A 13,310-nucleotide genomic window follows, 5' to 3' on the forward strand; every position below is an offset into this window, starting at 1 on the left:
ACAGCGCACACCACCCTACATCTTCGCAGCGTTCTTATCCGCCTTCGACATATTATCCAGCCAGCCCATCACAAACGCCGACAGCACAAATGTCAGGTGGATAATCACGTACCACATCAGCTTTTCGTTTTCGACGTTGCGGGCGTCCATAAAGATGCGCAGCAGGTGAATTGACGAAATCGCCACAATCGAGGCCGCGACTTTGTTTTTCAACGAGCCGGAGTCCATTTTACCGAGCCAGCTCAGCTTCTCTCTGTGCTCATCAATATCCAGCTTGGAGACAAAGTTCTCGTAGCCCGAGAGCATCACCATCACCAGCAAGCCGCCGACCAGCGTCATATCCACCAGCGACAGCAGCAGCAGAATCAGATCGTTTTCGGCAATGCTGAAAACGTGCGGCAACAGGTGAAAAATCTCCTGAAAGAATTTGATAGTCAGCGCCAGCAGGCCCAACGAAAGTCCCATGTAAACCGGAGCCAGCAGCCAGCGCGATGAATACATCAGGTTTTCGATAAAACGTTCCATAAGTTCCCATTAATCAACAGACAAGTGGGCGAGTATAACCGAACTTATGTGAAGTTATTTCAGCCCTTCTTCAGAAATTTCTGGCGCTGCCGGCAGCGGCAGGGACAAACGAAACACCGCGCCGCCTTCCGGTCGATTCTCCGCCCAGATGCGTCCACGGTGAGATTCAATAATGGTTTTGCCAATCGCCAATCCCAGTCCCACGCCCGGCACCGCCGACTCTTTATCGCCGCGCGCGAACTTATCAAAAATGCGCGTCAGGTTCTCCGGCGCAATACCCGGCCCGCTGTCCCACACCGCAATCTCCAGCCGATCGCGCTCGCACCAGGCGCGAATACCGTGCTGCGCGGCGTTGCCCGCGTATTTCAGGCTATTTTCGACAAGATTGGTAAACACCCGCTCCAGCATGGCGCTGTCGCCTTTAATCAGCACCATCTCTGGCAAATCGAGCGTAAATTCGTGCCCTTTCAACGACGGCCCCATACTGCTCAGCGCCCCGCCGATCACCTCATCCAGCGCCACCCACTCTTCGCGCAGATTGAGTCCACCGGATTGAATGCGCGCCATATCCAGCATGTTGCTCACCAGGCGGATGGTGCTCAGCGTCTGCTCACGAATCTGATTGGCCTGGCCGACAAACTTTGACTCTTCGCTGGCCAGATCGAGCATTAGCATCTCCGCCTGACCAAACAGCACCGTCAGTGGCGTACGCAGATCGTGTGACAGCGCTGACAGCAGCGCATTACGCAGCTGCTCGCGCTCGGCGGCAAGGCGCGATGCCGCTTCACTGTGCGACAGCGCCATGCGTTCCAGCGCGTTGGCGATCAGCACGGTGAAGGTTTCCAGCAGGCGCTGCTGCTCGGGGATCATCAGCTGGCGCAGGTTTTCCGGTTCAACCACCAGCAAACCGCGACAGTGATGGCCGCTTTTCAGCGGCAGAATCTGGTACGGCACCGCCGGTAAGGTATCGGTGCCGGCGCCCGCTGGCTGGCCTTTGCTGTAGCTCCATTTGGCGATGGCGAGATCCGGCGGCGTGCCCATTGCGCTATCGCCAATGGTTTGCAGCTCGCCCTGCTCATCGGGCAGCAGCAGCAAACTGCGCGCCTGTAGGGTGACATCAATAATGCGCTGGCTGGTGGTGGCGATATCCTGCGGCGTGAGGTCGCTGCCGAGGGCTTTCGCCATCTCATACAGATGGCGCGCACGCTGTTCGCGATAGCGCGCCACTTTGGCCTGGTAGCGCACGCCCGCCGTCAGATTCCCGACAATCACCCCCACCGCCAGCATCACCGCAAAGGTCACCAGATACTGCAAATCCGACACCGCCACGGTGCCGGTCGGCGCGACGAAAAACAGGTCGAAGGCAATGATGTTGATCACCGTGGCGAACACCGACGGCCAGCGACCATAGCGCAGCGCCACCAACACCACCGCCAGCAGATAAATCATCACGCTGTTAGCCGGATCAAACGCCACCAGCAGCCAGCGGCCCACCGTCGTGACCAAAATACACAGCAGCAGCGCCATCAAACAGCCGCGCAGATAGAGCCGCCATTTTTCGCTGCTACCGCGCTGGCCGCTGAGCGGATGCGGCGCGTCACGCACCGGTTCATCCAGCGCGACCACCAGTAAATCAACATCCGGGCCGAGTTCGCCCAGGCGCTGAGCAAAACTGTCGCGCCGCCAGCGCCGCTGTGGCTGCCGTCCAATGACGATTTTGCCGAGATTGTGTTCGCGCGCATACCGCAACACCGCACGCGCTTCATCAGGATCGGAGAGCGTGGCGGTTTCCGCGCCGAGCTCCTGCGCCAGCTGCAGCGTGCGCAGAATGGCACGACGCCGTGCTTCCGGCAGGCGATTCAGGCGCGGCGTTTCCACATACACCGCGTGCCATGCGCTGCCGAGCCGTGCCGCCAATCGCGCGGCGGTGCGGACCAGCTTTTCGCTGCCGGTATCATCACCAATACACAGCAGAATGGCATCGCGCGTGTGCCACACTTTGTCGCGGCCCTGCTGGTCGCGCCAGGCGCGCATCTGGTCATCCACGCGATCGGCGGTACGACGCAGCGCCAGCTCGCGTAGCGCGAACAGATTGCCTTTGCGGAAGAAGTTTTCGATGGCGCGTTCGGCGCGATCGCCGACGTAGACTTTGCCCTCTTTCAGCCGCTGACGCAGATCGTCCGGCGGCAGATCCACCAGCACCACTTCGTCGGCGCTATCGAAGAAGGGATCGGGCACGGTTTCACGTACCTGGATGCCGGTGACGCCGCCGACCACATCATTCAGGCTTTCCAGATGCTGCACGTTAACGGTAGTGATGACGTCAATGCCCGCCTCGAGCAACTCCTCAATATCCTGCCAGCGTTTCGGATGGCGCGAACCCTGCACGTTGGTGTGCGCCAGCTCATCCATCAGAATCACCGCCGGATGGCGCGCCAGTGCGGCATCAAGATCGAATTCAGCATGGCGCGAACGCCCGGAGGTACGACGTGGCAATACCGCCAGCCCGTTAATCAGCGCGGCGGTCTCTTCACGGCCGTGGGTTTCCACCACGCCGGCTAACACGTCGAGCCCCTGCGCGCGCAGACGCTGCGCCTCCTGCAGCATGGCGAAGGTTTTTCCCACGCCCGCGCAGGCGCCGAAGTAGATTTTCAGTTTACCGCGATGGCTGTCGCTGTGATTGAGCAGCAGCGCATCGGGATCGGGGCGGGAAATGTCGTCGTTCATCGATCGTCCATTGTAAAAACCGCGCGATAAATCGCGCCGCTACGATGACGTGCACATACCGTAGCGGCGCAATTCATTGCGCAATCGGTTTAACCTTGCAAATCATCCAGCGCCAGATTCAGGCGCAGCACGTTTACCGTCTCTTCGCCAATAAACGGCAACAGCGGGCGCTCGGTGTGGCGGGCAATCAATGCTTCCACATCCTTCAACGCCATGTTGCGCGCGGCGGCAATGCGCGGCGCTTGCCACAAGGCGGCTTCGGGCGAAATATCCGGATCCAGGCCGCTCGCCGACGCGGTCACTAACTCTACCGGCACCGCTTTGGGCGCCTGCGGATTGGCCGCACGCAGCGCGGCGACGCGCTCCGCCACCGCTTTATCCAGCGCCGGATTGCTGCCCGCCAGATTACTGCCGCTCGAGGCCAGCGCATTATAAGGCGCATCACCGGTGGCGGAAGGACGCCCCCAAAAGTGGCCCGGCTGAGTAAACACCTGACCCATCTGCTCGGAGCCGTGCACCGCTCCATCCTGCTCAATCAGCGAACCGTTGGCCTGCGACGGAAACCACCACTGGGCCAGACCGGTGGTCAGCAGCGGATAGACCGCGCCGGTGAGCAACGTAAGCACCATTAACAATACAATAGCCGGACGTAACTGACTCATTTCTCTTCTCCTCAAGCCAGACCAAGCAGCGTCAGCAGCAGGTCGATAGCTTTAATCCCGATAAACGGCACCACTAAACCGCCCGCGCCATAAATCCACAGGTTGCGACGCAGCAGCGCCGCGGCGCTCAACGGACGATAACTCACGCCTTTCAGCGCCAGCGGAATCAGGAACACAATCACCAGCGCGTTGAAAATCACCGCCGACAGAATCGCCGAATTGGGCGAATGCAGCCCCATTACGTTCAGCATGTTGAGCTGTGGATAGGTGGCGGCAAACGCGGCCGGAATAATGGCGAAATACTTCGCCACGTCGTTGGCGATACTGAAGGTGGTGAGGGAACCGCGCGTCATCAGCATCTGTTTACCGATGTGCACCACTTCCAGCAGCTTGGTCGGGTTGGAGTCGAGGTCGACCATGTTGCCGGCCTCTTTCGCTGCCTGGGTTCCCGAGTTCATCGCCACCGCCACGTCGGCCTGCGCCAGCGCCGGGGCGTCGTTGGTGCCGTCGCCGGTCATCGCCACTAAGCGTCCTTCGGCCTGATACTGGCGAATCAGCGCCAGCTTGGCTTCCGGCGTGGCTTCCGACAGGAAATCATCGACGCCCGCTTCCGCCGCAATCGCCGCCGCAGTTAGTGGATTATCACCGGTAATCATCACCGTTTTGATGCCCATCTTGCGCAGCTCGGCAAAGCGCTCTTTGATGCCGCCTTTAACGATATCTTTCAGCGCCACCACGCCCAGCACCTGCGCGCCTTCGGCTACCACCAGCGGTGTGCCGCCAGCACGCGCCACTTCTTCAACCGCAGCGTTCACTTCCGTTGGGAAGCGGCCATGATTGGCTTCAATGTGGCGACGCACCGCATCGACCGCGCCTTTGCGGATCAGCCGATCCTGCACGTTCACACCGCTCATGCGCGTTTGCGCCGAGAATGGAATAAAGCTGGCACCCATGCTGCTCAGGTCGCGTTCGCGCAGGTTAAATTTCTGCTTCGCCAATACCACGATGCTGCGTCCTTCCGGCGTCTCATCGGCCAGCGATGCCAGCTGCGCCGCATCGGCCAACTGCTGCTCGCTGACGCCCGGCGCGGGCAAGAACTGCGTCGCCTGACGGTTACCGAGCGTGATGGTGCCGGTTTTATCCAGCATCAGCACATCGACGTCACCCGCCGCTTCCACCGCACGGCCGCTGGTGGCGATAACGTTGGCGCCGAGCATACGGCTCATCCCCGCCACACCGATGGCCGACAGCAGGCCGCCGATGGTGGTCGGAATCAAACACACCAGCAGCGCCACCAGCACCGTGATGCTCACTGGCGTGCCGCCATAAGCGGAGAACGGCCACAGCGTAACGGTTGCCAGCAGGAACACGATCGTCAGCGACACCAGCAGAATGGTCAGCGCCACTTCGTTCGGCGTTTTACGGCGTTTGGCGCCTTCCACCATCGCAATCATGCGGTCGAGGAAGGTTTCACCCGGATTGACGCTGCACTGCACCACCAGCCAGTCAGAGAGAATGCGCGTACCGCCGGTTACCGATGAGAAATCCCCGCCCGATTCACGGATCACCGGTGCGGATTCACCGGTAATCGCGCTCTCATCCACCGATGCGCCGCCCTCCAGCACTTCGCCGTCGCAGGGGATGATGTCGCCGGCTTCCACCAGCACCACATCGCCCTTGCGCAGCGTATCGGCGGCCACGTTATGCCACGCTGCGCCGTAGCGCGCTTCCGCCAGTTTTTTCGCATCGCTGGTTTTGCTGATGCCTTTCAGGCTGTTGGCCTGCGCCTTACTGCGCCCTTCCGCCAGCGCTTCGGCGAAGTTGGCAAACAGCACGGTAAACCACAGCCAGATGGCGACGCTGGCGGTAAAGCCCGCGCTGCCGCTGAGCGAGCCGGTTGCCATGCCGACCGCCAATACCGAGGTCAGCACGCTGCCGATCCACACCAAAAACATCACCGGATTGCGGAACTGCACGCGTGGATCGAGTTTTTTCAGCGCATCCAGCATGGCAACGCGAGTGAGCGCCGCATCAAACAGCGCCAGTTGTTGACGACTCATGATTCCGTTATCCCTGAATTAATTGCAGATGTTCCGCGACCGGGCCAAGTGCCAGCGCGGGGATGAACGTCAATGCGCCCACCAGCAAGACGGTGCCAATCAGCAGCGCGATAAACAGCGGGCCGTGCGTTGGCAGCGTGCCGTTGCCCACCGGCTGAATTTTCTTCGCCGCCAGCGAACCGGCAATCGCCAGCACCGGAATGATGATGCCGAAACGCCCCACCAACATGCAGAAGCCCAGCAGCAGGTTCCAGAACGGCGTGTTGGCGCTGAGTCCCGCAAAGGCGCTGCCGTTGTTGTTGGCCGCCGATGACACCGCGTACAGCACTTCGCTAAAGCCATGAATACCCGGATTGGCCATGCCCGCGCGTCCGGCGTCGGTCATCATTGCCAGCGCGCTCCCGAGCAGCACCAGCGTTGGCGTCACCAGAATCGCCAGCGCGGTCATCTTCATCTCCCACACGTCGATCTTTTTGCCCATGTATTCCGGCGTGCGACCGATCATCAACCCGGCGATAAACACACCGAGCAGCACGAACAGCAGCATGCCGTACAGGCCCGCGCCGACGCCGCCAAACACCACTTCGCCTAGCTGCATCAACCACATCGGCACCATGCCGCCAAGCGCCGTAAAGGAGTCATGCATCGCGTTGACCGCTCCGCACGACGCGGCGGTGGTGATCACCGCGAACAGGCTGGAGTTGAGAATGCCGAAGCGCGTCTCCTTGCCTTCCATGTTGATGGCGCTGTCCGCGCCAAGCGCGAGAAAGTGCGGATTACCGCGCAGTTCGGCCCACATCACGGTGATCACCGCGAGCACGAACATGATGGTCATCGCCCACAGCAGCATGTGGCCCTGACGACGATCGCCAAGATGCTGACCAAAGGTGAAACAGAGCGCCGCTGGAATCAGGAAGATGCTCAGCATCTGCACGAAGTTAGTCAGCGCCGTCGGGTTTTCGAACGGATGTGCTGAGTTAACGTTGAAGAAACCGCCGCCGTTGGTGCCAAGCATTTTGATCGCTTCCTGCGACGCCACCGGACCGAGCGGCAGCGTCTGCCGCGCCCCTTCCAGCGTGGTGAGCGCATGGTAAGGTTCGAAGGTTTGAATGCTGCCCTGGCTGACGAAGAACAGCGCCATCGCTAAGCTGATCGGCAGCAGCACGTAAACGGTGATGCGCGTCAGGTCGCGCCAGGCGTTGCCGAGCGTCGCCAGCGAACGGTTAGCGAAACCACGAATCAGCGCAAACGCCACCGCGATACCGGTCGCCGCCGACAGGAAGTTCTGCACCGTCAGGCCCGCCATCTGACTGAAATAGCTCAGCGTGCTTTCGCCCGCGTAGGATTGCCAGTTGGTGTTAGTGACAAAGCTGATGGCGGTATTCAGCGCCAAATCCCAACTCAGATTGGGCAGATGCTGCGGGTTAAGCGGCAGCGCCGCCTGCGACATCAACATCAGCAATAACACAGCAAAACCGAGTGCGTTAAACAGCAGAATCGCCAGCAGATAGTGCGGCCAGCGCATGGCGGCGCCATCCGAACCGGCCAGCCGCCACAGCGCGCGTTCGGTGCGCGGCAGCAGCGGCTTGTCGGCGACAAAGTGCGCGAGGAGACGTCCCAGCGGTTGTGCCAGCACCATCAGCACCAGCAGGAACACCGCAATCAGCAAGAATGCATTCGCAGCCATCAGAACGCCTCCGCATTAAGCAGGGCATAAATCAGGTAGCCCAGAAGAACAAATACCAGCACGATGCCGGTTATCACGCCCACGCTCACAGCAACCTCCAGAGGATTTGGTAGTGCTGTAAGCATGCGCGGCGCGGCATAAAGAAGAGGTAAAAAGGCGGGAATCAGGCGTAAATAAAGTATAAAAATGGTGCGAAATTAAGCGGTTTCCAGTGCCCAGATGCGATTCAAATCGATGTTCTGCCACAAACCGCTGTCTTCCGCGCCGGTGATGCTGTCGGTGCAGAAGCTGTCGCCGAGATCGAGCTCCTCCGGTTTAACCTCGCGCTGGGCGTGCAAAGACCAGAACACGTGCACTTTGGGCTTCAGCAGCGATTTCTCTCCGGCCTGCACCACCAGCGCTACGCGCCCGGAAGCCAGACGTACCAGCGATCCCACCGGATAAATGCCGATAGTGCGTACAAAAGCGTGCAGCAGCGTGTTGTCGAAGTGACCGCGCCAGCTCAGCATGTTGTGCATTGCCTCAGCAGGCGTCCAGCCTTTGCGATACGGCCGATTCGACGTCACGGCATCGTAGACGTCACACACCGACGCCATACGCGCATACAGCGAGATTTCGTCCCCTTTCAGGCCATGTGGATAGCCATTGCCGTCATACTTTTCATGATGATGCAGCGCAATATCCAGCAGATCTTCGCCGGCATCGGCTTCCATCAGCATCTGCGCGCCAACAATTGGGTGCTGCCGCATCACGGTGAACTCTTCATCGCTCAGCTTGCCGGGCTTGTTGAGAATCTCCAGCGGTACCGCCGCTTTACCGACATCGTGCAGCAAGCCGCCCATACCAACGCGACGCAGCTGGTGCTCATCAAGGCCCATTTTTTTGCCGAGCGAAATCATCAAGCCGCACACCGCCATCGAGTGCAGGTAAGTGTAATCGTCGTGATTTTTCAGCCGCGCCACGCTGAGAAGCGCCGTCGGTTCGCGGGTGATCGAACCGGCAATTTGATCGACCAGATCAAGGGTGTAATCGAGGTCGAGGCCTTGCCCCATGCGCGCCTCGTTAAACATCGCCAGCACCTGCGGTTTACCCTGATTGAAGATGCTTTGCGCCTGATCCATCTCCTGAAAAAAAGGCGTTTGCGGAATATCTTTTTTTGGCGCCGGCGCCACCGGCGCCTGAACAGATTTGTCGAGATCGATCCACAGTTGCAGGATCCCTTCATTGCGGATCATCGCGATCTGGCGTTTATCAGTGATCAGCATTTGGTTGCGAATGCGCTTATCTTTGACCCACCAAACCTCCAGTTTGTGGATAAACATTCCCTGCCGCAGTTCGTCAACGTTAATCAGCTTTATCACGATATCGCTCCTTAATATCAGTGGGTGGTAAGGAGATATCGGCAGCTGAGCAAAAAATCTTCAGAGTGGATTTGTGCGATCGGGGAGGATTGTGAGGGAGGTGCGCATCGATGCGCACCCTACGGGAACAATGTTTACGCCACCGCGGCAGCGCGCTGCGCTAAAAAGACATTCAACGGCGTTACGCGGCTCAATTCTTCCTGAGTTCTGGCATCGTTTTCCACTTCCCATAGATCCAGATGGCGCTGCAAATTCAGCCACAAGTCGACAGAGGTATCGAAAACAGCTGCCAGACGATACGCCATTTCGGTGGTCAGTTTTCGGTTGTTATTGACTAACGCGCTGACGGTATTGCGGTGCACATTCAGCATTTCTGCCAGGTCATTCACCTTGAGGTTAAGCGGCTCAAGAAATTCGTACTGCAGAACATCGCCAACGCTGGTCGGTTTACGCATCGCCTGTTTCATGGTTGTTTCTCTTTAACTGTTAGTACTTTGCCACAAGTGGCTGCTAGCGGTGTTTACGGTAAGTATGTGGGTCAAGATAAAGATCTCTTGCCTCGCCATTCGTCCATTGAAAAATGAGTCGATACTGCTCATTGATCCGAATTGAGTAGTAACCGAGCAGCGGAGGTTTCAATGCCTCAAAGCGATTACCCGGTGGTGATCGCAAATCATGATGCGATGTTGCCGCATGGATGATGTCGAGTTTGCGCGCCAGTGCAGACTCTATAATGACCGGAATATGCTTATGCGGCGTTGCATAAACAAAAAATAAATGCAGCCAATCATCCCTGAAACTGTGAATTGAACCCTTCATTTGCCGCCGTACCAAGGTGTAAACATGGCAGGCAATTTATTGCACTTATGCACTGTGCTAAAGTGCAATATATAACATCATAGCGAATTTCAGATCGAGATTCCAAAAAATAATCAGAAGTCATTAAACCGCTTTAACGCCGCTCTCTTTCGCCCGGTTTTGATAAGCGTCTGCGGAATTATGCTCCTCGCCAACACGCTCTATCGGCCCCATCACCAGCAGGAACAACAGTGCGGCGACCACGCAGTGCGCACCGACGAACACCAACCCGATGCTGTAGCTGCCGGTTAAGCCGACGATGATGCCGAACAGCAGCGGCGTGATGAAACCAGCCATATTGCCGATGCCGTTAAATATCGATCCCGCCAGACCAACCGCCTCTTTTGGCGCGGTATCGCTGACAATTGTCCAGGTGCCCGCGCCCGCCGCCACGCCTTTGCCAAAGAAGGCGAATGACATGATGGCGATAATACCGACGTTGCTGGGAATGACCGCCGCCAGAATCAGCGACGCCGCCATCAACATGCCGACGATATACGGCGTTTTGCGCGCCCACGACAGGCTCCAGCCGTTCGCCAGCAGTTTGTCAGAGATATAGCCACCGCTGATGCCGCCGAGGAAGCCGAAGAGTGCCGGCGCGATGGTGGCGAAGCCGGCATCCAGAATGTTCATGCCGCGCGCCTGCACCAGATAGATCGGGAACCAGGTAATAAAGAAGTAGCTCAGCGCAATGGTGCAATATTGTCCGATATAGGCGCACCACAGCATGCGGTTGCTCAGCAGCTTTTTAAACATCGCTTTGCTCAGTGGCGGGCGGGCTTTTAAGGTGTGCGCCTCATCAATATCAACCAGCGCGCCACCCTGCTCGATATAGCGCAGCTCGGCATCTGAAACCTGCGGATGGTGGCGCGGGCTGCGCATAAAGCCCATCCAGACAAATACCGCCAGCACACCAATGCCGCCCAGCACGAAGAACGGCCATTCCCAGCCAAAGCGTGATACCAGCCAGCCGGAGAGCGGCGAGAAGATAGCCACAGCAAAATATTGCGCCGAGGCGAAGAGTGAAGAGGCGCGGCCCCTTTCGGCGCTCGGGAACCACATGATTACCGCGCGCGCATTGGCGGGAAAACTCGGCGCTTCAATCAAACCCAACGCGAAACGCAGCGCAAACATCAGCGTCAGCGCCATGGTCATGCCGCTGGAGAACTCGCCGACAAAGCCCATCAGTAGCGTGGCGATCGACCACAGCGCCAGCGTCACGCCATAGACCTTTTTGGTGCCGAAGCGATCGAGAAACAGGCCGCCGGGGATCTGGCCGATCACGTAAGCCCAGCTAAACGCTGAGAGGATCAGGCCAAGCTGGATCGCCGAAAGTCCAAACTCCTCTTTGATCGCCGATCCGGAGATCGACAGGATCGAACGGTCGGCGTATGCCACCACGGAAAGAAACAGGATCAAACATAAGATCCCGACGCGTACGTGGCTGTTCTGCCTGAGATTATTGGCTTGTTGCATAGGCTGAATTCCTCAATTGAAGCGCGCGATGTCTTGCCGGAATACCGCTTTATTTCCCATATTCAGCAACTATAGAGAGCCGGTTCAGCCGCGGTCATTGTGCGAATGGAGGAATCGCGCGGGCAAAATGGCGTCGGATTTGGCATCTGCCACAAAGTGAGGTGCGGCGCCGCACAGAACCTTAAAAAACAGCGTGCTGTTGCACGGGAATGTGCGCTAACGCCAGGAAAATAGTTCGCATCGAAACTATGAGCGCGCAAAGAGATGGCGCACCCGAGATCAAAGTGTGCGCTTAGCAGCAAAATCCATCCATGCCGATTGTCAGCCTTCGGGCGGACTCGTAGTCTGAAAATGATTTCATTGAGCCATTTTCATCATCAATGGAACATTTATTCTAATAACAAGCTTACTCTGGAGTCTGCGATGAAAACCCTCAAGGCAATAGTGTTACTCGGCCTGCTCACTACTTCAGCCTCGGCACTGGCGGAAAAAATTGGCGTATCAATGGCCTACTTCGATCAGAACTTCCTGACGATTATTCGCCAGTCGATCGATAAAGAAGCCAAAGCGCGCGGACTCGACATTCAGTTTGAAGATGCACGCGGTGACGTTGGCCGCCAAACCGATCAGGTGCAGAGTTTTATCGGTTCAGGTGTGGACGCCATCATCGTCGATCCGGTTGATTCCGCCAGCACGCCGCAGCTGACCAAGCTGGCGCAGCAGGCCAAAATTCCACTGGTGTACGTTAACCGCACGCCGGGTGATAAATCGCTGCCGCCAGGCGTGGTGTTTGTCGGTTCCGACGAGCGTGAATCCGGCACCTTGCAGATGGAAGCGCTGGCAAAAATGGCCAATTACCAAGGCAACGTGGCGATCATGATCGGTAACCTGTCTGATGCCGGTGCGCTGCAACGTACCAAAGACGTTGAGCAGGTGGTGGCGAAATATCCCGGCATGAAAGTGGTGCAGAAGCAGCCCGCCAACTATGCGCGTAATGAAGGCATGGATCTGATGAACAACTGGCTGGGCAACGATGAAGCGATTGATATTGTGGCGGCCAATAACGATGAGATGGCGATTGGCGCGGCAATGGCGCTCGCCAAAGGCAACAAGAAAGTGCTGGTTGGCGGCATCGATGCCACGCCAGATGGCCTGAAAGCGCTGTCGCAGGACAAAATTCAGGTCACGGTGTTCCAGGATGCGGTCGGCCAGGGCAAAGCGTCGGTGGATGTGGCGCAGAAGCTGATTAAAGGCGAGAAAGTCGATTCACACGTGTGGATCCCATTTGAGCTGGTGACCAAAGAGAATATGCAGAAGTACGTGGATAAGAGTCAGTAACAGGTCAAATTCGCGCGATAAATCGCGCCGCTACAAAAATGTGCACAACCCGTAGCGGCGCAATTTATTGCGCAAAATTAATCAGTTTTTAGTTTAGCCATCTGCACAATATCGTGATATTCACCATCGCGCAGGCAGGCTTTGCGCTTCACGCCTTCGCGCTCGAAGCCCAATTTTTGATACAGGCCAAGCGCACGTTCGTTGTCGTGGAACACTTCCAGCTCGATGCGCATAATCCCCAGCCAGTTGTAAGCGTAATCCATGGCGTTACGAATCAGCTTTTCACCAATGCCGCGTCCGCCAAAGGCTGGATCGACGCCGATACCAAAACTGATGCTGTGGCGGGTACGCGGGCGCTGTTCCACAAATAGCGTCAGCTCGCCGACCATCGCGCCATCAATCTCCGCCACAAAGCCGATATACCCCAGCTCATCCATCTTCTCGAACTTCTTCTGCCATGTGGCCACGCTGGGACACGGCAGCTGCGTGGTCCAGCGATACACCTCAGGATGGCTGTAAAGGCGTTGGTAGGCGGCGGCATCGCCCGGTTCGCGACCGCGAATGAGTAAATCCATGTCGGTAATCCCTTTTCACTTGCACTAAGCTGTTAACTCTC

The 13,310-nt window shown here is 57.8% G+C and carries 12 protein-coding genes; 1 reads left to right on the forward strand and 11 read right to left on the reverse strand.

What is annotated here, in order from left to right:
• Positions 1-15: 15 nt before the first annotated feature.
• From WH298_RS08515 to WH298_RS08560, 10 genes are all read right to left on the reverse strand, one after another.
• Positions 16-525, reverse strand: coding sequence for a TIGR00645 family protein (locus WH298_RS08515; protein WP_007889937.1), 510 nt, complete (start codon positions 523-525; stop codon positions 16-18).
• A 54-nt stretch (positions 526-579) separates the two neighbouring features.
• Complete coding sequence (gene kdpD, locus WH298_RS08520; protein WP_007889938.1) at positions 580-3,252, reverse strand: two-component system sensor histidine kinase KdpD; 2,673 nt, start codon at positions 3,250-3,252, stop codon at positions 580-582.
• 89 nt (positions 3,253-3,341) lie between these two features.
• Positions 3,342-3,914, reverse strand: coding sequence for a potassium-transporting ATPase subunit KdpC (gene kdpC, locus WH298_RS08525; protein ID WP_180822652.1), 573 nt, complete (start codon positions 3,912-3,914; stop codon positions 3,342-3,344).
• 11 nt (positions 3,915-3,925) lie between these two features.
• Positions 3,926-5,974, reverse strand: a complete 2,049-nt coding sequence (gene kdpB, locus WH298_RS08530) for a potassium-transporting ATPase subunit KdpB (RefSeq protein ID WP_049851884.1) — start codon at positions 5,972-5,974, stop codon at positions 3,926-3,928.
• Between the two features lie 7 nt (positions 5,975-5,981).
• Positions 5,982-7,661 carry a potassium-transporting ATPase subunit KdpA gene (gene kdpA / locus WH298_RS08535; protein WP_180822653.1) on the reverse strand — a complete coding sequence of 560 codons (1,680 nt, stop codon included), beginning with the start codon at positions 7,659-7,661 and terminating at the stop codon, positions 5,982-5,984.
• Positions 7,661-7,750 carry a K(+)-transporting ATPase subunit F gene (gene kdpF, locus WH298_RS08540; RefSeq protein WP_180822654.1) on the reverse strand — a complete coding sequence of 30 codons (90 nt, stop codon included), beginning with the start codon at positions 7,748-7,750 and terminating at the stop codon, positions 7,661-7,663. Before kdpF ends, kdpA begins: the two co-directional genes overlap by 1 nt.
• 108 nt (positions 7,751-7,858) lie before the next feature.
• Positions 7,859-9,022, reverse strand: coding sequence for an HD-GYP domain-containing protein (locus tag WH298_RS08545; RefSeq protein ID WP_049851882.1), 1,164 nt, complete (start codon positions 9,020-9,022; stop codon positions 7,859-7,861).
• Between the two features lie 134 nt (positions 9,023-9,156).
• Entirely contained in the window at positions 9,157-9,489 is a 333-nt protein-coding gene (locus WH298_RS08550; protein WP_007889952.1) for a HigA family addiction module antitoxin, read from the reverse strand.
• 43 nt (positions 9,490-9,532) lie between these two features.
• Complete coding sequence (locus WH298_RS08555; protein WP_071531057.1) at positions 9,533-9,841, reverse strand: type II toxin-antitoxin system RelE/ParE family toxin; 309 nt, start codon at positions 9,839-9,841, stop codon at positions 9,533-9,535.
• A gap of 123 nt (positions 9,842-9,964) precedes the next feature.
• Positions 9,965-11,356: an MFS transporter gene (locus tag WH298_RS08560; RefSeq protein WP_180822655.1), complete on the reverse strand. Its 1,392-nt coding sequence runs from the start codon at positions 11,354-11,356 to the stop codon at positions 9,965-9,967.
• A gap of 423 nt (positions 11,357-11,779) precedes the next feature.
• Here WH298_RS08560 and WH298_RS08565 point away from each other — a divergent pair, with 423 nt between their 5' ends.
• Complete coding sequence (locus tag WH298_RS08565) at positions 11,780-12,694, forward strand: sugar ABC transporter substrate-binding protein (protein ID WP_007889954.1); 915 nt, start codon at positions 11,780-11,782, stop codon at positions 12,692-12,694.
• 77 nt (positions 12,695-12,771) lie between these two features.
• On the opposite strand, the gene WH298_RS08570 is transcribed toward WH298_RS08565, so the two are convergent.
• The gene (locus tag WH298_RS08570) at positions 12,772-13,269 is read right to left on the reverse strand and encodes a GNAT family N-acetyltransferase (RefSeq protein WP_180822656.1); all 498 of its coding nucleotides are present in this window, start codon (positions 13,267-13,269) and stop codon (positions 12,772-12,774) included.
• Between the last annotated feature and the right edge of the window lie 41 nt (positions 13,270-13,310).

The organism is Pantoea nemavictus, from assembly GCF_037479095.1.
GTDB lineage: Bacteria > Pseudomonadota > Gammaproteobacteria > Enterobacterales > Enterobacteriaceae > Pantoea > Pantoea nemavictus.